We start from the raw sequence: 21,132 nt of genomic DNA, 5'->3' as shown, positions 1-21,132 counted from the left end.
GGAGTTTTCATGTCCTCGACCCTCAAGACGAAGGCTGCCGGCGTGACCGATCACCTTTTTCAGCGCTTCGAGCCCGTTGATCACACCAAAGTCGCCTTTAACGGCGGTTTCTGGGAAAGCTGGCAGAAGACAATCCGTGATGTCACCATCCCCTCGCAGCATATGCGGCTGGAAGAGGAGGGCTTTCTCGAAGTGCTCGATTTCGACAAGCCGGCCGGACCGCTGGCGCGGCCGATCCAGCCCTCGGGCCTTTCAATGCAGCATTTCTTCGATTCTGATTTCGGCAAGTGGATCGAAGCGGCGAGCTACACGCTGAAGAACAATCCCAACCCGGATGTCGAAGCCAAGATCGATGCGATTGTCGAAAAGCTTGAACAGGGCCAGATGGCCGATGGCTATCTCAATTCCTGGTTCATCCGCCGCGAGCCGGAAAAGCGCTGGACCAATCTGCGCGATCTGCATGAGATGTATTCGATGGGCCATCTGCTGGAAGGGGCCGTCGCCTATTTTGAGGCAACCGGCAAGCGGCGCTTTCTCGATGTGATGATCCGCGCCGTTGACCATATCATCGATACATTCGGTGCCGAGCCTGGCAAGCTGCGCGGCTATGACGCGCATGAGGAGATCGAATTGGCGCTGGTCAAGCTCTACCGGGTTACCGGTGATCCGCGTCACCTGAAGCTTGCCACCTATTTCATCGACGAGCGCGGCCAGATGCCCTCCTATTATGACGAGGAGGCGCGCAGGCGCGGCGAAAACCCCGATGACTACGTGTTCCAGACCTATGCCTACAGCCAGGCGCACAAGCCGGTCCGCGAGCAGACCAGGGTCGAAGGCCACGCCGTGCGGGCGATGTATCTGTTCTCGGCGATGACGGATCTCGCCTATGAAAATGACGATGCGACGTTGAAAGCGGCCTGCGACCGGCTGTTCGACAATCTGACCAGCCGCCAGCTCTATGTGACCGGCGGGCTTGGTCCGTCGGCGGCCAATGAGGGCTTTACCCGCGAATATGATCTGCCGAACGAAACGGCCTATGCCGAGACCTGTGCTGCCGTTGCTCTTGGCTTCTGGACCCACCGCATGGCGCAGATCGATCTTGATGCCAAATTCACCGACAGACTGGAAACGGTACTCTATAACGGCGCGCTGTCCGGCATTTCACGGGATGGCGAGCATTATTTTTATGAGAATGTGCTTGAAAGCCATGGTCAGAACCGGCGCTGGAAATGGCATTATTGCCCCTGCTGCCCGACCAATATCGCCCGCTTTATCACCTCGCTCGGCCAGTATTATTATTCGACCAAGGGCAATGCGATTGCCGTGCATCTTTATGGTGCCAACAGTGCCGAGTTTGAAATTGGCGAAACTTTCGTGCGCCTGAAACAGGATACGGCCTATCCCTGGGACGGTGATATCCGCCTGTCGCTGGGGCTTTCCGCACCGGCCGAACTGGAACTGAAACTCAGAATTCCCGGCTGGTGCCGCAAGGCGACCGCCACGCTGAATGGCGAGGCGGTCACGCTCAAGGCCGAAAAGGGCTATGCGACGATTGCCGCGACCTTCGCCGATGGCGACGAGATCCGCCTGTCCTTCGATATGCCGGTCGAGCGGCTCTATGCCCACCCGGCTGTCGGTGAGGATGCCCACCGGGTTTCCTTCCGCCGTGGGCCGGTGGTTTATTGCGTCGAGGAAGCCGATCTCGGCATCGAGCCGCAGCGGCTCCGGGTCGCCTCGGGCGCAAAACTCACGCCACGATTCGAGGCAACGCTTCTGGGCGGAGCCGTCGTTCTGGAAGGCGAGGGGCTTGAGGCTTCGACCGATGGCTGGGCAGGCGCGCTTTATGCCACCGCGCCGCCGGTGTTGAAGAAAAAGCCCTTCAGGGCAATCCCTTATCACCTCTGGGCCAATCGCGAGGCGGGCGCCATGCAGGTCTGGCTCGGGGAAGAATAGGAGCGGAAAATGGCACGACTGACACTGAAGAATGTGGTCAAGTCCTATGGCATCTACGAAGCGGTACGCGGTATCGATCTGGAGATCGCCGACAAGGAATTCGTCGTTTTCGTCGGCCCGTCTGGCTGCGGCAAGTCGACCACTTTGCGCATGATTGCAGGCCTTGAACATATTTCCGGCGGTGAAATCCTGATTGGCGATGATGTCGTCAACCGGCTGGCGCCGGGCAAGCGCGACATTGCCATGGTCTTCCAGAATTACGCGCTCTATCCGCATATGAGCGTGCGGGAAAATATCGCCTTTTGCCTGGAGCAGCAGCGCATGCCCAAAGCGGAGATCGCCAGGCGCATCGATGAGGCGGCGAAAACGCTCCATATCAGCGAACTGCTTGAGCGCAGGCCGGGTGCCCTGTCGGGCGGCCAGCGTCAACGTGTTGCCATGGGCCGGGCGATCGTGCGGGATCCGAAAGTGTTCCTGTTTGATGAGCCGCTGTCAAACCTTGATGCCAAGCTCAGGGTCACGATGCGCACCGAGATCAAGCGCCTGCATCAGATCCTGCCGACGACCACGGTCTATGTCACCCATGATCAGGTTGAGGCCATGACCATGGCCGATCGTGTGGTGGTGATGAATGGCGGTCTGGTTGAGCAGGTCGGCGAACCGCAGGATCTCTATCTGAACCCGGTGTCCCGTTTCGTGGCCGGCTTCATCGGTTCACCATCGATGAATTTCCTGCCCGCCCGGCTGGAAGAGGTCGGCGGTGCTCTCTTCGTCGTGCTGGATGACGGAACGCGGCTTCGCGTGCCTGACGAGAAGGCTGCCCGTTTCCGGCCGCATGCCGGACGGGCGGTCACCTTCGGTATCCGTCCGGAAAACATCGCCATCCGCCAGGACCGTCCGGGTTTCGAACCCTTTGAAGCGGCTGTCGATCTGGTGGAGCCGCTCGGGGCGACGACGATGATCTATTTCAATGTAGCAAATGAAGGCATCTGTGCCAGCATCGAGCCGGAAGGAAGCCTCAGGGCGGGCACTGAGGTGCCGCTCTCGGTCAACATGAACCAGATGCATCTGTTCGATGTCGAGACCGAGCGCTCGCTGGCACTGGACTGAGCCGAGCGGCGCAGGCCGGGTAAATCCCGGCCCTTGACCCTACAGCACCAGCAGCGACTCGCTGTCGGATATCAGCGCGGTCAGCAGGCCGCGACGGGTGTTTTCCGTGTGCTGGATGATGGCCTCGCGGGCGGCATCACTGTCATGCCGGCGCAGGGCCGCGACGATCCGGGCGTGGTCGGTCGAGGTCTCCGGATTCACGTCGCGCATGGCGGCGCCCATGTAGAAAAGCCGGGTTGATTCTTCCAGATAGGAGGAAATCAGCGTGACGAGGCGCGGCACGCGCGCGCCCTCGGCAATGGCCGCATGGAAATCGTTGTTGGTCTTGATAAAGGCCTCGATTGTCGGCTCCTCGCCCGGCACATAGGTAGCGTCGGAAAGAGCCTCGATCCGGTCGATCTCCTCATCGGTCAGCCGGTCTGCGGCAAGCTCGCAGGCAACGCCTTCCAGCGCCTTGCGCACGGTGAAAACGTCATTGACGCTTTTGACCGTCACCGGGGTGATACGGTAGCCGCGCCGGGGAAAGGCCTCGACAAGGCCTTCAAGCGTCAGTCGCGCCAGCGCTTCGCGCACCGGCGTTTTGCTCATGGCAAGCTTTTCGGCCAGTTCCTGTTCGCCAAGATCCGTTCCCGGTTGCAGCTTACAGGTGATGATCTCGTGACGCAGGCGGTCATAGGCCTGGTCCGTCAGCGACTTTGCCTTGTCGGTCTGCGCGCCATTTTTGCGCGCTGTCGTCTTGCTGTCGCTCTTGCCACGCGGCATGACATTCCCTCTTTATCGTTCTTTGTTTTCCAGTGCCTTTGCCATACGCCGAAGCGCTTCGGCAAGGGTTTCTGCCGCAGATGCGAAATTAAGTCGGACAAACTGTTCGAGACCGTCGCCGAAATCGCGACCGTCGCTGACACCGATCCGCGCATGCTGCAGAAGCCAGGATGCTGCCGGCGCGTTAAGGTTGTAGGCAGAAAGGTCGATCCAGGCCAGGAAGCTGGCATCGGCCTTGAGGGCTTTGGCCTTCGGCATGGTTTCATCAAGTGCGCGATGCAGCATATCGCGGTTCTCGGCGATCTTCTCACGGACCGCCTGACGCCACGCACCGCCGTCGCGATAGGCTGCTTCCATCGCGGCAAGTCCCAGTACGTTGACGCTGTCGACAAGGCCTTTCTTGGCTTCCATGAAGCGGGACCGGATTGCAGCATTCGGCACGATCGCAAAGGCTGCCTTCAGTCCGGCGATGTTCCAGGTCTTGCTGGCGGCCATCAGTGTGATCGAACGGTTTTCGATATCCTTCGAAAGCGAGGCAACCGGAATATGCTTGCGCCCATCCAGCGTCAGCCCGCAATGGATCTCGTCGGAGACCAAAAGCAGATCATGCTTCAGGCACAGCGAAGCCCTGAAGGTGAGCTCTTCGTGGCTGTATACGCGGCCGGTCGGGTTTTGCGGATTGCAGAGCAGCATCAGGCTCGCATGTGATGCCGCCTTTTCCAAAGCCTCGTGGTCGCTTTCCCAGCGGCCGGTTTCGCTATGCGTCTGCCAGATGGCTGCGGTTTTGAGACCCCAGGTGGCCGGTGCGGTGCGCAGAGGCTTATAGACCGGAAATTCCTGCATCACCGTGTCGCCCGGCCGGGTGAAGGCGTTGAGCGCCATGTTGAAGCCGGGTTCGACGCCCGGCAGGAAAACGAGCCAGTCCGGTTCGATCTTCCAGCCATAGTCGTGCATCATCGCATCGACCAGCACGGCCCTCAAGCTGTCGGTCGCAGAACCATAGCCGAGTACGCCATGGGCCAGCCGCTTTTCAATGGCCGCGATGATGGCCGGATCAGCGGCGTAATCCATATCGGCAACGGGCAGCGGAATGACGTTTTGCGGGAAGGCCCGCCATTTGTTGCTGTCGCTGCCGCGCCGGTCGATTGCGATGATGTCGGTCATCAGATGCTCCGGATCATGCCGCCGTCGACACGGATCATCGAGCCGGTGACGAAGCTTGCCTGCTCGGAAGCAAGGAAAGTGACGACGGCTGCGAATTCTTCCGGGCGGCCATAGCGGGCGGCGGGAATGGTGGCGCGCGATGCCGCACGCACGGCATCAACCGAGTTGCCGGTCTTTTCGGCCTTGCCGGCATCAAGTTCGGCGACACGGTCAGTGGCGATCCGGCCGGGCAGAACCATGTTGACGGTGATGCCCTTGTCGGCAACTTCTGCGGCAAGCGTCTTCGACCAGCCAGCCATCGCACCGCGCACGCCATTGGAAAGGGCCAGGCTCGGGATCGGCACTTCAATGCCTGACGAGCCGATGGTGATGACGCGGCCCCAGCCCTTTTCAGTCATGGCCGCAAGGGCTGCATCGGTCAGGTCGAAAACCGGCGTTGCCATGGCGGCGAAGGCGGCCTGCCATGCGGCCACGGACTGACCGCGCGCCGGGCCCGCTTTCGGGCCGCCGCAATTGTTGACGAGAATATCAACCGGGTTCTTCGCCAGCTCTTCCTTCATGGCAGCAACAGAAGCCGGGTCGGCAAGATCGAGCGTGACGGCCGTGACCTTTGACCTGAGGGCGTCCGGGAGGCCTTGCGGCAGCGCGCCGGAGCGCGAGGCGGCGACAACGGTCGCACCTTCTTCGGCCAGAAGAATGGCTGATGCGGCACCTAGGCCACGGCTGGCACCCAGAACGAGGGCACGTTTTTCCTTGAGCTTGAAATCCATCAGGCAAGTTCCTTCAGTCTTTTTGTCTGGCGTTCGATCAGGCGCTCGACTTCGGCAACAGCCGCTGGGGTAAGGCCTGCGCCCGGCTTGCGCAGTGCTGCAGAAGCAATCGCGCCGCGTTTAGCAAGCACATATTTGCGCACGGAAAGGCCAAGGCCCGGCTGTTGCTCGTAACGCACCAGCGGCAGATAGGCATCGAAGATATCCTGCGCCCGGTCCATGTCTCCATTGCCCGTCAGTGCGACCACCTCGGCCATCATTTCCGGATAGCCGAAACCGGTCATGGCACCATCGGCGCCGCGGCCCATCTCTTCCGGCAGAAACAGCGCGCCATTGCCGCAAAGGATCGAGATCCGGCGACGGCCTTCGCTCTCGGCCTTGCGCAGGGCGGTGATCTTCGCCAGGCCCGGCCAGTCCTCATGCTTGAGCATGACGACCTGACTGTTTTCCTCGATGATCTGGCCAAGCACGGTCGGTGCAATCTGAACACCGGTCGACAGAGGGAAATCCTGCAGAACGACCGGAACACCGTCACCTGCGGCTTCGCAGGCTTCACGGTAATAGCCGGCAATCTGGCCGTCGGTTTTCAGCCGGCCGGGCGGTGCGATCATCACGCCGGCCGCACCCATATCCATCGCCGCCTTGGAAAGCTCGGAAATGGCGGCAAGGCCGGGGGCGGAAACGCCGGCGACAATCGGGGTTTTGCCGGCGCGCTTGATCACGCGGGCCACAACCTCTTTTGCTTCGGCCTGGGTCAGCTTCGGCGCTTCACCCATCATGCCAAGCACGGTGATGCCGGTCACGCCCTTTTCCAGATAGAAATCGGTGACGCGATCGAGACTGTCGAAATCGATCCGGCCATCCTCATGAAACGGCGTGACCGAGATGACGAAGACGCCTTTTGCGTCAGAAGTCAGAAGGCTCATCTTGTTCTCCTCAATTGCCGAACCAGCAATCGGCGCCACGGGCGACATAGCGCCCCGAGCCAGCCTTGCCGGTGATGTCTTTGCCGTCGAATGCGAGATCGCCACGCAGATAGGTCGCGGCAACACGCACGGTGAACACCTCGCCGTGGAAGGGCGACCAGGTCAGTCCGTCATGGGCTTTCGCTTCATTCCAGGTGAAGGCACCTTCTTCCAGTACCGCAAAATCGGCATCCATGCCGACGCGGATCGCACCCTTGCGATCCGACAGGCCGAAGAAGACGGCCGGGCGCTCTGACAGCTGATCGGCGGCCAGCATCGCCGCATCGAGGCCGCGCGCTTCGGCTGCCGTGAAAAAGGCGGGCAGCAGCGTCTCGAGACCCGGAACACCGGCTCCGGCATCGAAAATCGATTCTGTCAGCTTGCCATCAATTGGCCAGCTGGAATGATCCGAAGAGGTGAAGGCGACCTTGCCATCAACAATGGCATCCCAGAGATTATCGACCTCGCCGGGGCGGATCGGCGGATTGACCTTCATGCGGGGGCCGAGGCGCAGGCCGTCACGACCGGCATCGAACCAGAGATAGTGAACGCAGGTCTCGCCGGTGGCGCGCACGCCCATTTCGGCAAAGGCTTCGACCATATCAAAGCCGGAACCGCTGGTCAGATGAACCGGATGGGCATGGGCGCCGGTCGCCTGGGCAAGGGCCAAAAACTGTGCCGTTGCCGCAAGTTCTGCAGCCGGGGGGCGCGCGGTGGAATGGGCATTGATGCCGTTTTCGCCGGCAGCGCGGGCGCGGGCGATGCGCTCCAGAACGATCTCCTGGTCTTCATTGTGAAGTCCGAGCGGAATGTTGGTGTCGGAAAGCTTCTCCATGATGTCGAGCATCAGATCGGCACCAATGCGCGGGAAACGGGTCGGTGAGCTTTCAAAGGAGGAAATCTTGAACGCGGCAACGCCGCCTTCGATCAGCGCATCGATATGCGCGACGCCGGTATGTTTGGTGACGGTCGCATAAAGGGCCATATCGGCATAGGAATGCGCGGAAATGGCTTCAACCTTGGCCGTCAGGCGTTCCGGGCGGTCCAGCGGCTCCGGGCTGTCAAAGGGCATGTCGACCAGCGTGGTGATGCCACCGGCGACGGCCGAGCGGGTGGTGTCGGCAATGCCTTCGAGCCCCTTGGCGCTGGTGGCATGGGTCTGCCCGTCAATCACGCCGGGCAGGATCAGCTTGTCGCCGTAATCAACGGTTCTGGTTGCCGACGGCGGCGTTTCGCTCGCGTCTCCGATGGCGGCAATCTTGCCGTCCTTGACGGCAACCCAGCCGCCGGCAAGCGCGGCGAGCGGGGTGATGATGGTTCCGCGCAGTAAGAGATCCATTGCTTTTATGCCTTTACGATATATTCGAGATTCAATGCGGAGATGGCGGCGGCGACGCCGGCCTGAACGGGATCAACCACCGGCAGGCCGATCGCGGCCTGAAGGAAGGGACGCTGCATGCCCATGCCGGCGCAGCCCAGAATGATGACATCGGCGCTGTCTTCCTGCGCCAGAAGCCTGCCGGTCTGAATGACCTTGTCGCGCGCAAGCCCGTCATCGCCGGATTCTTCCACCGTCAGCGAGGCCGAACGGTCTCCGGCAAGACGCGGCGTGATGCCAAGCTCGTCAATGCGGCGCGCATGGCGGGCAATCGATGCCGGGCCAAGCGAGACGACGCCGAAGCGGCGGCCGAGCTGGAGGCTGGCATAGTAGCCGGCCTCGGCAATGCCGATCACCGGAATATGGGTGACGGCCTTGCGCACGGCCTCGACGCCCGGATCGGAAAAGCAGGAGATCACCAGGGCATCGGCGTCCGTTGCCTTTGCGCGCTCCATCACCATCGGGGCGACAGTTTCAACATCGGCATCGCTTTCAATGCCGAGCGGCGCTTCCGGCAACTGGTCGCAATCGATGCGGTGATGCGTGGTCGCGGCAAGGTCGCGCAGGCAGAGCGCAATCGATGCAGTGACCTTGCGGGAACTGTTGGGGTTCAAAACGAGGATACGGGCCATGGTCTGTCTTTGCTCTTCGCGGGCGGCTTCAAGCCTCAGCCTCGCGCATGACGAAATGATCGGGCCCAACGGCATCGTAAACACGCTGCGGCGGGGCATAGCTTGCAGGGAAGATCGGACTTTTCAGCTCCTGCAGCGGCACGTGGCGGCGCATGAGCCGGCGGGCAGGGTCGGGTTCCGGCACGGCTGAAAGCAGCCGTCTGGTATAGGGGTGGCTGGGATTGGCAAAAATTTCGGCGCGTGGACCGATTTCGACGATCTCGCCCAGCAGCATGACGGCAACCCGGTGGCTGATGCGCTCGACCACGGCCATGTCATGGCTGATGAAGACATAGGCAAGCCCGAGGTCCTGCTGCAGTTTCATCATCAGGTTGATGACCTGCGCCTTGATGGTCACATCGAGAGCGGACACGCTTTCATCGGCGACGATCAGCTTGGGGTTGAGGCCAAGCGCACGGGCAATCGCGATGCGTTGGCGCTGGCCGCCGGAGAATTCGTGGGGCCAGCGGCTGGCCATGTCCGCGGCAAGGCCGACCTGTTCGAGAAGTGTGGCAACCCTGTCGCGCGCTTCGGCCGGTGTGGCAATGCCATGGGCGAGCATCGGCTCGGCGATCGCCTCGCCGATGCGCATGCGGGGATTGAGGCTGGAGAAGGGATCCTGAAAGATCATCTGCATCGACTGGCGGAGCCGCAGAAGTTCACGCCGCTTCATCTTGCCGACATCATGGCCGTCCAGCATCACCGTCCCGGCGACGGGTTTGACCAGTTGCAGGATCGAGCGGCCGGTGGTCGATTTGCCACAGCCGGATTCGCCGACAACTGCCAGCGTTTCGCCCTTCTGAACCGAGAATGAGACGTTTTCCACCGCATGGACACGCGCATGAACCCGGCCGAGAACGCCCTTCTTGATGTCAAACCGGGTCGAGAGGTTCTTCACCTCCAGCAGCGGGCCAGCGCCATGATCAACCGTGTCGACGGCTGCGGCCAGAACACCGTCGCGTCCGGGATAGGGACGGGGCAGCGGGCTGTCGCCGAGATCACCAAGTCTTGGTGCTGCGGCCAGAAGCTCGCGGGTATAGTCGGTCTCGGGCCGGGCAAAGACATCTTCGGTGGCACCGGCTTCCATCATCTTCGAGCGGAACATCACCACGGTCCGGTCGGCGACTTCGGCGACGACGCCCATGTCGTGGGTGATGAACATCACCGCCATATGGTCTTCTGACTGCAATTCCTTGATCAGTTCAAGGATCTGCGCCTGGATGGTGACGTCAAGTGCCGTGGTCGGCTCATCGGCGATCAGAAGCTTCGGTGCGCAGGCAAGCGCAGTGGCGATCATCACACGCTGCAGCATGCCGCCGGACATTTCATGTGGATACTCATAGGCCCGCTTAGCCGCGGCAGGAATGCGCACCCGGTCCATCAGCCGAATCGCTTCCTTCATCGCCTGACGCTGCGGCAGGCTGCGATGGCGCATCAGCGGCTCGGCGATCTGACGGCCGACAGTCATGACCGGGTTCAGCGACGTCATCGGCTCCTGAAAGATCATCGCGATCTCATTGCCGCGTACTTCCTGCATCTCTTCTTCTGAAAGAGAGACGAGGTTGCGGCCGCGAAAATTGATTTCGCCGGTAACGCGCGATTTCGCCCTGGGCAGAAGCCCCATCACCGACAAAGCGGTGACACTCTTGCCGGAACCCGATTCGCCGACCACCGCCACCGTCTCGCCTGCATCGACATCGAAGCTGATGCCGTCGACGACGCTGCGCCAGCCTTGAGCCGTAGCAAAGGCGGTGGTCAGATTGTTGATCGAGAGAACGGACATGAAAGCAATTTCCACGAAAGAGGGGACCGGAAGATCGTTTTTCCTTGCCTCAATTTACACCGTATTGCATTCAATCTGTCAAACACAAAGTTTCTCGTGATATATCTGGGATACGAATTAGGAGCGCTGCGATGTTTAAAACTGATATGGAAACCCGGCGGAAGGCTCTGCTGACTGCGCAGGAGCTCGATGCGATGATCCGTGGTGATGCGCCGCCGCACATCATCGCCGTTCAGTCGGTCAATCCTTATACCGGGGTCGATTCGCGCAATGGCATCTATGTGCCTGGTGCGGTCGAGGCCGAGGCCTATACGGATTTTCAGGCGCCGGGAAGCGAAGAGAAGGGCAATCGCCCGCTGCCTTCCATCGCCAGTCTCCAGGACGCGGCCCGGCGCTGGGGGCTGACGCAGGATCGCTGCATCGTCGTTTATGATGCGGATCGTGCCATGACGGCAGCGCGTGCCTGGTGGGTGCTGAAATGGGCGGGCTTCAAGGATGTCCGCGTGCTTGATGGCGGTTTGCCGGCCTGGCTCACCGCCGGCCTTTCGGTGGTGAATGCCCCGGAAACAAAGGCGGAGACGGATATTGTCCTGACGGCCGGGCAGATGCGGACGTTCTCGGCCGATGAGGCTTTGGCACTGGCGCAAAGCGGGGTCCTACTCGATGCGCGAATCCGCCCTAATTATATAGGTGGTGCCGTTGAGGGCGGTGATCCGAAGCGTGGACATATTCCCGGCGCAATCAGCGCGCCGACACTCGACACGCTGACGGACCCGGGCCCGTTCACCGATAGTGTGACGCTGCGGGAGCTGTTTTCGGGGCTGGGTGTCGACGGTAAAAAGCCGGTTGGTGTCTATTGCGGTGCGGGCATGTCTGCGGCGCATGAGGTGCTGGCCCTGGCGGCGGTGGGGATTGAGGCGGCGATGTATCCGGGCTCCTGGTCGCAGTGGATTGGCGACCCTAACCGGCCGGTGAAGCGTGGGCCGCATCCTTGATGCATGGATTCTGTGCAGGGTGATGTGCAGATGCACAAATATCATTCGATTTTTAAAAATTGGCTCTAATAAAAATATGAGAGCAATGAAAAATCGAAAATAGATATTGCAAAAGATATATCACCAGTATTCAAATAAGTCAGGTTCGGAGAACCGGACCGTCATAACAAACAGAGGAGTTCAGAATGAACCTGACCCGCAAGATGTTCGGAGCGATGTCAGGTGCTGCATTGGCCATGGGCTTTGCCACGCTCGCGCCGGCCGGTGTTGTCGCCACCTTTGCAACCACTGCAACCGCCCAGGAAAGCGAAACGCTGGTCGTCGCTGTTCCTTCCGATCCTGCCGGTCTTGAACCCGGCGCCAACAAGGCCGAGCCTGTCGGCAGTGAAGTCATCCTCAACGTGTTCGACACGCTGGTTGCCTGGAAGGCTCCGGATTTTTCCGAGCTTGAAGGCCGGCTTGCCGAAGACTGGTCGATTTCCGACGACGGCAAGACCTTCACCTTCGATCTGCGCGATGGTGTCACGTTCCAGGACGGTACGCCGTTCAACGCTGAGGCCGTGAAGTTCTCGCTGGAGCGCACCAAGGAACTGAACCCCTATGTCGCAGCAACGCTCGGCATGATCGACAGCATTGATACGCCCAAGGATGATGAGGTTGTCATTCACCTGAATGCGCCTTACCCGGCCTTCATGTCGATCCTGGCGCAGCCCCAGTCGGCCATTGTCTCGCCGACGGCTGTTGAAAAATACGGCGATGATTTCGCCAATCATCCGGTTGGTACCGGTCCCTTCGCATTCCGTGCCTATGAGCCGGATACCCGCATCGTGCTGGACGCCAATCCGGATTATTTCCGCGGCGCGCCCAAGCTGAAGCGCATCATCTACCGCATCATTCCCGAGGCCTCGACCCGTCGTCTCGAGCTTGAAAATGGCGGCGTCGACATCATCCAGCAGCAGAGCCAGCTCTCGGCCGTTCCGTCCGAAGAAATGAAGGCCTTTGCTGACAATGCGGACATCAAGATCATCGAGAAGCCCTCGCAGATCATCCGTCAGCTCGAATTCAACAATTCCAAGACGGATTCGCCGGTTGCCGATATCAAGGTTCGCGAAGCCATCGCCCATGCGATCGATTATGACGGCCTGCTCTCCGGCGTGTTTGATGGAACGGCTGACCGCGTTTATGGTCCGCTGACCAGCAACAGCTGGGCCTTCGATCCGAAGATCAAGGATCTGGCGCCGAAATATGATCCGGAAGAAGCCAAGAAGCTTCTTGCTGAGGCCGGTTACGGTCCCGACAAGCCGCTGAAGCTGAAGCTCTATTCGTTCCAGGGTTCGCTCTGGGGGGATGTCGCGACCTTCGTTCAGGCCAATCTCGCCGCTGTTGGCATTGAAGCTGAGATCGCCCAGACCGAATTCCCCTCCTACCGCGCGCTGCATGTCGCCGGTGACTGGGATATTGCGCTGGACGGCCGTCAGCCCTGGTATAATGACCCCGATGCCCACATCACGATCGGCTATCTGTCGAGCCTCAAGAACTCGGCGATGACCTTCCGTATGCCTGAAAATGCCGAGCTTGATGCGCTGATCCTGAAGGCGCAGCAGGAGCCCGACATGGATGCCCGCAAGGCACTCTATGGCGAGATCCAGGAAAAGCTGGTTGCCGATGTGCCCGCCGCCTACCTCTTCTCGCCGAAGCTGATCATCTTCGCGCGTTCGAATGTCGACGGTCTGGTGATCAATTCGGCACCGCCGCTCAACGAATATTGGGGCGTTTCGAAAGAATAGGTCTGTCTCCCCTCTGGACCTAGCCCCGCTTTCGCATCGTCCGGCAGGCCATCCAACCGGCCAGCCGGCGATGCGGAAGTAGTTTAAGACGGAATGGAGCATTCATTCGAGCCCCCCGAAGGAATGAATGCTTCTGCCGGTCCGGCGCCCCCGCCGGACCGGCCATGCCAACAAGGTGGTTTGATGTTTGCCTTCCTCGTGCGACGATTGCTGTCACTGATCCCGGTCCTGCTTCTGGTCCTGGTGATCGTCTTTTCTCTGGTCCGGCTTATTCCCGGCGATCCGGCGGTTACGCTGCTTGGACCCGGTGCCACTGACACGCAGATCGCGGCGCTGAGAGCGCAGCTTGACCTCGACCAGCCGGCGCTGCTGCAGTTCTGGAACTATTTCACCGGCCTGCTGCATGGCGATATGGGCACCTCGCTGAAATCCGGAAAGCCGGTTCTTGACGAGATCCTGATCCGTCTCCCCGCCACGCTGGAAATCTCCATCGCCGCTGTGCTGATCGCCGTCATCATCGGCATTCCGCTCGGTGTTCTGTCAGCCACACGGGCCAATTCCGGCTTCGATCACACCGTGCGGGTCATCTCGCTTACCGGCGTATCCATGCCGGCCTTTCTGCTGGCGCTGCTGCTGCAGCTGATTTTTGCCACCTGGCTTGGCTGGCTGCCTGTTTCGGGTCGCATGTCCTCCTATCTTTTTGTCGATCGGGTCACCGGCTTTTCCATCATCGATGCCTGGCTTTCCGGTGAACCCGGCGCCGTTGGCAGCGCGATTGCCCATATGGTCCTGCCGACCACTGTGCTGGCGGTGTTCCTCGCGGCAACGCTTGGCCGTTTCGTGCGCTCCACCATGCTGGAAGTGATGGATGAGGATTTTGTCCGCACCGCGCGGGCAAAGGGGCTGAGCCAGCATGATGTTGTCTATACCCATGCCTTGCGCAATTCGCTGCTGCCCGCCATCACCGTGGTCGGGCTTAAATTCGCCGAAATGCTCGGTGGTGCGATCCTGACGGAAACGATCTTCTCCTGGCCGGGCATTGGTCGCTACATGTATGAAGCGATCCGCAATCGCGACTATCCGGTGATCCAGGGCGCGACGCTGGTCTTTGCGCTGATGTTCATGCTGACGTCGCTGCTGGTCGATATTCTCTATGCCGTTCTCGACCCGCGCGTCCGGCGCAAGATGAACTGAGGACGATATGATGCGCGAACTCATCACCTTCCTGAAAAGCAACACGCTCGCCATGGCTGGCACTTTTGTCCTGGCCGTCATGCTTCTTGCCGTGCTGATCGGCCCCTTCTTCCTGCCGTCGCCGCTTGCCATCGACATGGCGGCCAAGCTTCAGCCACCGTCCTGGTCGCACTGGCTCGGCACGGATAATTTCGGCCGCGACATGCTTTCGCGCGTGCTGACCGGCGGCCGCTACACGCTGGCAATCGGCGTTTTCGTCGTGGCCATTGCCTTTGCCGTCGGTGTATTTTTCGGGCTTGTTGCCGGTTTTGCTGGCGGCTATGTCGACACGATCATCATGCGCATCGTCGATGCCATCCTGTCCTTTCCCGCACTGGTTCTGGCGATTGCACTGGCGGCAGCCTTCGGGCCAAGCCTTGAAAATGCAATGCTGGCCGTCGCCATCACGCTTGCCCCGCAATTTGCCCGCGTTGCCCGTTCGCAGGCGCTCGGCGTTTCCTCAAGGCTTTATGTTGAGGCGGCCAATTCGCTTGGCCTGCCGCGCATGCGCATCCTCAACCGCTATATCTTCGTCAATTCGATCGGCCCGCTTCTGGTTCAGGCCTCGCTCGCCTTTGGCAGCGCCATCCTGCAGACCTCAGCACTTGGCTTCCTTGGTCTGGGCGCGCAGCCGCCGATGCCGGAATGGGGGGCTGATGTTTCGGCCAATCTCACCTTTGTCCGTTCCAGTCCGTGGACGGCGCTCGGGCCCGGCTTTGCCATTCTGATCACGGTCCTCTCTTTCAATCTGATCGGGGATTCGCTTGCAGACTGGTTCAACCCGCGCCGCAGGAGTGCCGCATGATCACGATTGCGCTTGAAAAGATCGACTTCCTGCCGCCCGACCGGGTGACGGATGATGCAAGCGTCCTGACGCTGAAGAACCTCGTGCTAGAGCCGATGCTGCGCTGGGAAAAGGGCGCGGCCCGTCCCGGCCTGTTTGACCGCTGGACGCTCTCCGATGACGGCTGCCACTGGATGCTGCGCTTGCGCGATGCAGCCTGCTATCACGATGGTACACCCGTTCAGGCAGAGGATGCGAAGCACTTTATCAACGCAATCTGCGATGCCCGTGACATGTTCGGCATGCCCTGGTCCTATGCCCGCTATCTTGAGGGGGCGGTGATCACGGCGGAAGGCTCCGTGCTCAGAATTTCGACGCCAAAGCCCTTTCCTGATCTGCCGGATATTCTCTCCGAGTTCTACCTGCCGAAAATGGCACCCGATGGCACGCCGACGCTTGGAACCGGGCCATGGCAGGTCGAGACCTTCGATAAGGGAAAATCCGTCACCCTTCAGCATCGAGACGGGCGAAAGCTGCGGCTGATCGCCATGCCGAAGGCGGAAGACCGGCTTGAGGCTCTGCACGCCGGTACTGTTCAGCTTGCCACCCATCTTGACCGTCTGGAAACGCCGATGCGGGCGCTTGAAGGCTTTGTCTGGCACGAGCAGGCGACCACAATGTCGGTGATTGCCTATATGAACGGCCGGGACGGGGCGTTTGCCCATCCGCAGATGCGGCTTGCCGCCAATCTGGCGATTGACCGCAACAGGCTCGTCAATGACGTCATGGGCGGGCTCGGCATACCCGCGAGAACCATCGTCAGTCCGTTCCATAACGGCATGTCGGACAGCATGACGGCGATCCCCTTTGATCCGTCCGAGGCGGCCCACCTTGTCGGCGCAACATCTGCGTCGCGCGAGATCGTCCTGCGTACACCGCTCTATATGCCGGAGCGCGCGCCGGAGATCGCCGCCTTTATCAAGCGGGATCTCGAGGCCGTGGGGTTTGCCGTCACCATCGATACGGCGACTGACCGGCCCGGCTATGCCCGCGAGCTTGGCGAAAAGAAAACCGGCGATCTGGCGATCTTCGACAGTTCGCCGCACAGCACATTCCGGGTGCTGGATGACAAGATTTCCAGCCGGTCGCGTGCCGTCTGGTGGCAGGGCGTTGAAGATCTCGTTGCCGATGATCTGTTCGAGACGGCACGCCGCCTTGTCGATCCGGAGGCGCGCAGCGCCGCCTATGGCCGCGTTCTCTGCCATCTGCATCACAATCCGCACTGGCTTTATCTGTTTCACCCGATCGACTGCATGGCGCATGCACCGGGGCTCGAAGGCTTCAGCCTCGATCCCAAGGGTATTCTGCGCATTGCCTGACCATCAAAGAGGACTGACATGACGACCGAACTGCCGAAAGAATGCGCGATCACCTTCTATTATTACGAGGACATTCACGCCGTTGCTCCGTTCTATGAGGATGTTCTGGGCTTCGAACTGGTGCTTGATCAGGGGCTGGCGCGGATCTACCGCATTGCCGGAAATGCCTATTTCGGCATTGTCGACGGCAATAAGGGCCATCTGAAGCATCAGCCGAAAAGTGCGGCCCTGCTGACGATCGTCTCAGAAGATGTTGCCGCCTGGCATGCGAAGCTCAAGGCGCTCGGGGTCACCGGGCAGTCGGATATGCTGCGCGGGACCTATTGCGAGCATTTCTTCTTCGAAGATCCGGCGGGCTATGCGATCGAGATCCAGCGGTTCCACAATCTAGAGGTTGTGAAGCTTTTCAAATGATGATCGAGGCAGAACCAATCCTGACGGGGGGCTATACCGGGGAGGGTCGCGAGGTGATGCTTCCGCTTCTTGCCGGCTTTACCCATGAGGACAAGGAAGCCAAGGGGCTGCGCGCGTTTCGTGAGGACGACGCCGGGCCGCGCCGTCCGGTGCATTATACGGCGGCCGAGATGGCTTTCATGTTTCCGGCGCTTCTTCTGCATGCGCCGCATGGCGGCGGCAAGACCACTTTTGCCCGCGAGCTTTCTGCCTGCATCAAGGGGACCCATGATGGCGATGCGCTGTTCAACCGCGCGCGGCTGACGCGTCCCGCGTTTCGAAACAGCGAAGGCGATTGTCTTGAGCAGGATCTGCCGCCCGATCTGCCACAGGCATTTTACTGCGCTGAGGGTGAGGACGCAGATACTGCCCTAGCCGATGCGCTGGCCATGACCCGCGGACCGGTGCTTTTCATCGTCGATGCACTCGAAATGCGCGCCGAACCGGAAGCCCTGCTATCACGCCTGATGACGGCAGTGGCGGCGTCTGAGCGTCTGCGTTTGCTGGTCCTGTGTGAAAGCCGCGCGCTGGAAGGCATTCGTCGTCCGGCAAGCCTGCCCGAACATCGTCTGCTCGGACTTGCACGGCCTGAGCGGGCGGATTTTGCCGCAGCTCACGGCTTTTCCGAGCCCTATCCCGATCGCGATTATGTGCTGCCGGGGCTCTGGCTTCTCGCCGTTGAAACCGGCCGGGTGCTGGCGCCGCGTGAGGTTGCCGTTCTTGCTCCGGTCTCGGCCGGGTGGGCGGCTGCCTATCGCAAGGCGGCGGAACTTGAACGTATGCCCGTCGACCGGCTGGTCGAGGCTGTGGCAGCAGCGCCTCAGCGGCTTGCCGGGCCGCTTGGTCTTTATTGTGACTGGCTGGTGCCGGGCGAAGACCGGGCTGACGCGCTGGTTCGCGGACTTTCCGCAATTGACGGCGGCCTGCCGGTTCTGCTGGCTGCGGCAACGCTGGCCGTTTCCGGCAGCGAGACGGCGGGCCTTGTTACCGCAGCGCTGGTACAGGCGATCGAAGCTGGCGGCGCCCCGGTCGGTCTGCGCCGCCGGGCCGGCGCCATGCTGGCACGGCTGGGCGATCCACGTGATCTCGAGGCTCTTGTCGCGGTTCCCGCAGGGACCTATCCAATGGGCGGTGATATTCATCCCAATTCAGCCCCCGCCCATCATGCGCCGGTCGGTGATTTTCGCATCTCGATCTATCCGGTCGTCAATGCGGCCTATCTGGCTTTTGTCGAGGAAACCGGAAGAAGCTGGGCGAGTGCCAATGGCCGGGTGGCCGAGCGGGCTTCCCATCCGGCAACGGACCTGACCTGGCACGATGCCCGTGCCTATTGCGCCTGGCTGACGGATAAATGGCGGGCAGAAGGGCGGATCGCGGCCGATGAGACCGTTCGTCTTCCGCTCGAGCGGGAATGGGAGGCTGCGGCGCGCGGTGCGGATGGTCTTGTCTGGCCCTGGGGCAATGTCTGGGCGTCTGAGCATGGCAATGGCGAGGAGACCGGCTTCAACGATATCTCGACGGTCGGCCTGTTTCCGGAAGGCCGTTCGCCTTTCGGCTGTCTCGATATGGCGGGGCAGGCCTGGGAATGGTGCACCACATTGTGGGGTCCTGACATGTCTCGGCCGGATTTTGCCTTTCCCTGGAGCGAAGACGGGCGTGAGGCGCTTGATGCGCCCGGCAATATTCGTCGGGTTCTGCGTGGCGGCTGTTTCTCCAGTCCGGACTGGAAGGCCAATGGCATCTATCGCGGTTCGCTGGAGCCCTCCGGTTCATGGCGCGGCAATGGTTTCCGTGTGGTTGTCGCCAGGGGGTGATACCGGCACGGACAGGTCTGAAAAGGCGCGGCGCTATGGTGTCCGCGCCTTTATTTTTGGGCTTTTGTCTGTGTCCGTCCGTTGGCGGCGGTGTTAATATTGACCATGGCTTATATATGAAACATAAAACAGCGAGGCTGGATTTCTGGTGCGGATTGTCACCCAACGAAAGGTGTGAATTTCACAGGCATGGACGAAAAGCTGAGGAAAGTTCTGCACCTTCTGGGCGAGACTGATGTTATTATAGCTGTGTTCGACGAACACGATCGCATGGTTTTCGCCAACCGGAAATATAGAACCGCTTTTTTTCTCAATGAGACTGAATTGCCGCTCTGGCCGGATCTGATGCGGCGCAATTTCCATGCAAAGCGTGGGACGATCATCGACAATCCGAATTTCGATCTCTGGATCAAGAGTACGCTTTCACGTCGTGGGAAGATACCTTTTCGCGCCTTTGAAACGGATGTTCACGACGGTAGCTGGTTATGGATGACCGAGACTGTGGACGAGGATGGCTGGATGCTCTGCATCGCCAGCGACATCACCAACCTGCGAAAGCAGGAACGCAGTCTGCGCCGTGAGCGCGACGTGGCATTGCAAGCCTCGCTGACGGATGATCTGACCGGAATTGCCAATCATCGTTTCATAATGGATCGCCTCACGGACATGCTTGCACGGCGACCGCAAGCGCGGAGCGGTCAGGGTTGTTTTGCTATTTTCGATATCGATAACTTCAAGCAGATCAATGATCACTTTGGCCATGCGGCGGGCGATCGGCTGCTGATTGAATTTGCCCGCAATATTTCTCTGCTGGTGCGGCGCACGGATTGTTTTGGCCGGCTGGGCGGAGAGGAATTCGGGCTTGTTCTGCCGTCAACAGGCCTCAACGAGGCCACAAGCCTGATCGACCGGATGCTCAACCAGATCCGCTTGTTACGCCCCATGCCGGATCTGCCGGACTTTTCCTTCAGTTTTTCTGCGGGCCTTGCAGCCGTCTGTCCGGCCGATACGCCGAGTGCCATTTACGGTCGCGCTGATGCCGCACTCTATAATGCCAAGCGTTCCGGGCGCGATCAGCTGGCCATTGAACTTGATCCCGGCCCCCCAAACGCATAACGCCCGCCGGGGGAGGAACCGGCGGGCGTTTCATGTGGCGACAATCGGGAGGAGGGATCGTCAGCCTTTGTAAAGGTCTTAGAAGGAAGCCTTGCGGGCAACGCGGCGAATGTCTTCGCGGTTGACGCCGAGGTCAGCCAGTTCGCGGCCCGACATGCGGTTCAGTTCGCTGACGGTCTGACGGTACTTCATCCAGTTGTTGAAGGAACGTGCCATGCTCATTTTCGATCTCCTCGTGAATTGGGTTTCAGCGTGTCGCTCAGGTCTTGCTGGCGCTCATCGCTTGCTGTTGACCCTGATATAGGCCTTTCCTCACAACTCAGGCAGGTGGTTTGCCTCAATACGGCTATGCGTCTGGCGCAATCCTTGGCGAAAACGGGTATTTTGACAGAATTTCATGCATCATTTCTGTGCAGAGCCGATTGGCTGGCGCGCAAAAAATAACGCCCGCCGGGGGAGGAACCGGCGGGCGTTTCATGTGGCGACAATCGGGAGGAGGGATCGTCAGCCTTTGTAAAAGGTCTTAGAAGGAAGCCTTGCGGGCAACGCGGCGAATGTCTTCGCGGTTGACGCCGAGGTCAGCCAGTTCGCGGCCCGACATGCGGTTCAGTTCGCTGACGGTCTGACGATACTTCATCCAGTTGTTGAAGGAACGTGCCATGCTCATTTTCGATCTCCTCGTGAATTGGGTTTCAGCGTGTCGCTCAGGTCTTGCTGGCGTTCATCGCTTGCTGTTGACCCTGATATAGGCCTTTCCTCACAACGCAGGCAGGTGGTTTGTCTCAACGCGGCTATGCGTCTGGCGCAATCCTTGGCGAAAACGGGTATTTTGACAGAGTTTCATGCATCATTTCTGTGCAGAGCCGATTGGCTCGCGCGCAAAAAATAACGCCCGCCGGGGGAGGAACCGGCGGGCGTTTCATATGGCGACAATCGGGAGGAGGGATCGTCAGCCTTTGTAAAGGTCTTAGAAGGAAGCCTTGCGGGCAACGCGGCGAATGTCTTCGCGGTTGAC

Annotated in this window: 19 protein-coding genes; 10 read left to right on the top strand and 9 right to left on the bottom strand. The window is 60.3% G+C overall.

Features of this window, described 5'->3' with window-relative positions; translation table 11 throughout:
- Positions 1-9: 9 nt before the first annotated feature.
- Together FJU08_RS15600 and FJU08_RS15595 are read left to right on the top strand one after the other, a co-directional pair.
- Positions 10-1,953 carry a glycoside hydrolase family 127 protein gene (locus tag FJU08_RS15600; protein ID WP_141149959.1) on the top strand — a complete coding sequence of 648 codons (1,944 nt, stop codon included), beginning with the start codon at positions 10-12 and terminating at the stop codon, positions 1,951-1,953.
- A gap of 9 nt (positions 1,954-1,962) precedes the next feature.
- Positions 1,963-3,063: an ABC transporter ATP-binding protein gene (locus tag FJU08_RS15595; RefSeq protein ID WP_141149958.1), complete on the top strand. Its 1,101-nt coding sequence runs from the start codon at positions 1,963-1,965 to the stop codon at positions 3,061-3,063.
- A gap of 39 nt (positions 3,064-3,102) precedes the next feature.
- Here the strand turns inward: FJU08_RS15595 and FJU08_RS15590 are convergent, their stop codons facing one another.
- The 7 genes from FJU08_RS15590 to FJU08_RS15560 are packed head-to-tail and all read right to left on the bottom strand — an operon-like array spanning position 3,103 to position 10,556.
- A complete protein-coding gene (locus tag FJU08_RS15590) occupies positions 3,103-3,825 on the bottom strand; it encodes a GntR family transcriptional regulator (protein WP_141149957.1) in 723 nt (240 codons plus the stop codon).
- A 12-nt stretch (positions 3,826-3,837) separates the two neighbouring features.
- Positions 3,838-4,989, bottom strand: coding sequence for a MalY/PatB family protein (locus FJU08_RS15585; protein ID WP_141149956.1), 1,152 nt, complete (start codon positions 4,987-4,989; stop codon positions 3,838-3,840).
- A complete protein-coding gene (locus FJU08_RS15580) occupies positions 4,989-5,759 on the bottom strand; it encodes an SDR family oxidoreductase (protein WP_141149955.1) in 771 nt (256 codons plus the stop codon). Before FJU08_RS15580 ends, FJU08_RS15585 begins: the two co-directional genes overlap by 1 nt.
- Positions 5,759-6,685, bottom strand: coding sequence for a dihydrodipicolinate synthase family protein (locus FJU08_RS15575; RefSeq protein ID WP_141149954.1), 927 nt, complete (start codon positions 6,683-6,685; stop codon positions 5,759-5,761). Before FJU08_RS15575 ends, FJU08_RS15580 begins: the two co-directional genes overlap by 1 nt.
- A gap of 10 nt (positions 6,686-6,695) precedes the next feature.
- On the bottom strand, positions 6,696-8,063 hold the full coding sequence (locus FJU08_RS15570) for a dihydroorotase (protein ID WP_141149953.1): 1,368 nt from the start codon (positions 8,061-8,063) through the stop codon (positions 6,696-6,698).
- A gap of 5 nt (positions 8,064-8,068) precedes the next feature.
- Positions 8,069-8,734 (bottom strand): aspartate/glutamate racemase family protein, encoded by a 666-nt coding sequence (locus tag FJU08_RS15565; protein WP_141149952.1) that lies wholly within the window; start codon positions 8,732-8,734, stop codon positions 8,069-8,071.
- A gap of 28 nt (positions 8,735-8,762) precedes the next feature.
- Entirely contained in the window at positions 8,763-10,556 is a 1,794-nt protein-coding gene (locus FJU08_RS15560) for an ABC transporter ATP-binding protein (protein WP_141149951.1), read from the bottom strand.
- A gap of 131 nt (positions 10,557-10,687) precedes the next feature.
- On the opposite strand from FJU08_RS15560, the gene FJU08_RS15555 reads away from it, so the two are divergent.
- From FJU08_RS15555 to FJU08_RS15520, 8 genes are all read left to right on the top strand, one after another.
- Entirely contained in the window at positions 10,688-11,551 is an 864-nt protein-coding gene (locus tag FJU08_RS15555; protein ID WP_210245250.1) for a sulfurtransferase, read from the top strand.
- Positions 11,552-11,736: 185 nt separating this feature from the next.
- On the top strand, positions 11,737-13,338 hold the full coding sequence (locus FJU08_RS15550; protein ID WP_235890745.1) for an ABC transporter substrate-binding protein: 1,602 nt from the start codon (positions 11,737-11,739) through the stop codon (positions 13,336-13,338).
- A 183-nt stretch (positions 13,339-13,521) separates the two neighbouring features.
- Positions 13,522-14,532, top strand: a complete 1,011-nt coding sequence (locus FJU08_RS15545) for an ABC transporter permease (protein WP_141149950.1) — start codon at positions 13,522-13,524, stop codon at positions 14,530-14,532.
- 10 nt (positions 14,533-14,542) lie between these two features.
- Positions 14,543-15,376, top strand: coding sequence for an ABC transporter permease (locus FJU08_RS15540; protein WP_141149949.1), 834 nt, complete (start codon positions 14,543-14,545; stop codon positions 15,374-15,376).
- Positions 15,373-16,734, top strand: coding sequence for an ABC transporter substrate-binding protein (locus tag FJU08_RS15535; RefSeq protein WP_141149948.1), 1,362 nt, complete (start codon positions 15,373-15,375; stop codon positions 16,732-16,734). Before FJU08_RS15540 ends, FJU08_RS15535 begins: the two co-directional genes overlap by 4 nt.
- An 18-nt stretch (positions 16,735-16,752) precedes the next feature.
- A complete protein-coding gene (locus FJU08_RS15530) occupies positions 16,753-17,148 on the top strand; it encodes a VOC family protein (protein WP_141149947.1) in 396 nt (131 codons plus the stop codon).
- Positions 17,145-19,001 (top strand): formylglycine-generating enzyme family protein, encoded by a 1,857-nt coding sequence (locus FJU08_RS15525; RefSeq protein ID WP_141149946.1) that lies wholly within the window; start codon positions 17,145-17,147, stop codon positions 18,999-19,001. Before FJU08_RS15530 ends, FJU08_RS15525 begins: the two co-directional genes overlap by 4 nt.
- Before the next feature lie 189 nt (positions 19,002-19,190).
- On the top strand, positions 19,191-20,117 hold the full coding sequence (locus tag FJU08_RS15520) for a GGDEF domain-containing protein (protein WP_141149945.1): 927 nt from the start codon (positions 19,191-19,193) through the stop codon (positions 20,115-20,117).
- 78 nt (positions 20,118-20,195) lie between these two features.
- Here the strand turns inward: FJU08_RS15520 and FJU08_RS15515 are convergent, their stop codons facing one another.
- Complete coding sequence (locus tag FJU08_RS15515) at positions 20,196-20,339, bottom strand: DUF1127 domain-containing protein (RefSeq protein ID WP_141149944.1); 144 nt, start codon at positions 20,337-20,339, stop codon at positions 20,196-20,198.
- Between the two features lie 301 nt (positions 20,340-20,640).
- Positions 20,641-20,784: a DUF1127 domain-containing protein gene (locus FJU08_RS15510; RefSeq protein ID WP_141149944.1), complete on the bottom strand. Its 144-nt coding sequence runs from the start codon at positions 20,782-20,784 to the stop codon at positions 20,641-20,643.
- Between the last annotated feature and the right edge of the window lie 348 nt (positions 20,785-21,132).

It is taken from the genome of Martelella alba (assembly GCF_006516955.1).
Lineage (GTDB): Bacteria > Pseudomonadota > Alphaproteobacteria > Rhizobiales > Rhizobiaceae > Martelella > Martelella alba.
This window is presented reverse-complemented; position numbering and strand designations above follow the sequence as displayed.

Bases quoted from the DNA above. Each gene is read 5' to 3' on its own strand.
- FJU08_RS15600 (WP_141149959.1), top strand. From the start codon at position 10: ATGTCCTCGACCCTCAAGACGAAGGCTGCCGGCGTGACCGATCACCTT.
- FJU08_RS15555 (WP_210245250.1), top strand. From the start codon at position 10,688: ATGTTTAAAACTGATATGGAAACCCGGCGGAAGGCTCTGCTGACTGCG.
- FJU08_RS15550 (WP_235890745.1), top strand. From the start codon at position 11,737: ATGAACCTGACCCGCAAGATGTTCGGAGCGATGTCAGGTGCTGCATTG.
- FJU08_RS15530 (WP_141149947.1), top strand. From the start codon at position 16,753: ATGACGACCGAACTGCCGAAAGAATGCGCGATCACCTTCTATTATTAC.
- FJU08_RS15595 (WP_141149958.1), top strand. From the start codon at position 1,963: ATGGCACGACTGACACTGAAGAATGTGGTCAAGTCCTATGGCATCTAC.
- FJU08_RS15520 (WP_141149945.1), top strand. From the start codon at position 19,191: ATGGACGAAAAGCTGAGGAAAGTTCTGCACCTTCTGGGCGAGACTGAT.
- FJU08_RS15560 (WP_141149951.1), bottom strand. From the start codon at position 10,556: ATGTCCGTTCTCTCGATCAACAATCTGACCACCGCCTTTGCTACGGCT.
- FJU08_RS15590 (WP_141149957.1), bottom strand. From the start codon at position 3,825: ATGCCGCGTGGCAAGAGCGACAGCAAGACGACAGCGCGCAAAAATGGC.
- FJU08_RS15540 (WP_141149949.1), top strand. From the start codon at position 14,543: ATGCGCGAACTCATCACCTTCCTGAAAAGCAACACGCTCGCCATGGCT.
- FJU08_RS15565 (WP_141149952.1), bottom strand. From the start codon at position 8,734: ATGGCCCGTATCCTCGTTTTGAACCCCAACAGTTCCCGCAAGGTCACT.
- FJU08_RS15580 (WP_141149955.1), bottom strand. From the start codon at position 5,759: ATGGATTTCAAGCTCAAGGAAAAACGTGCCCTCGTTCTGGGTGCCAGC.
- FJU08_RS15535 (WP_141149948.1), top strand. From the start codon at position 15,373: ATGATCACGATTGCGCTTGAAAAGATCGACTTCCTGCCGCCCGACCGG.
- FJU08_RS15545 (WP_141149950.1), top strand. From the start codon at position 13,522: ATGTTTGCCTTCCTCGTGCGACGATTGCTGTCACTGATCCCGGTCCTG.
- FJU08_RS15515 (WP_141149944.1), bottom strand. From the start codon at position 20,339: ATGAGCATGGCACGTTCCTTCAACAACTGGATGAAGTACCGTCAGACC.
- FJU08_RS15525 (WP_141149946.1), top strand. From the start codon at position 17,145: ATGATGATCGAGGCAGAACCAATCCTGACGGGGGGCTATACCGGGGAG.
- FJU08_RS15585 (WP_141149956.1), bottom strand. From the start codon at position 4,989: ATGACCGACATCATCGCAATCGACCGGCGCGGCAGCGACAGCAACAAA.
- FJU08_RS15510 (WP_141149944.1), bottom strand. From the start codon at position 20,784: ATGAGCATGGCACGTTCCTTCAACAACTGGATGAAGTATCGTCAGACC.
- FJU08_RS15575 (WP_141149954.1), bottom strand. From the start codon at position 6,685: ATGAGCCTTCTGACTTCTGACGCAAAAGGCGTCTTCGTCATCTCGGTC.
- FJU08_RS15570 (WP_141149953.1), bottom strand. From the start codon at position 8,063: ATGGATCTCTTACTGCGCGGAACCATCATCACCCCGCTCGCCGCGCTT.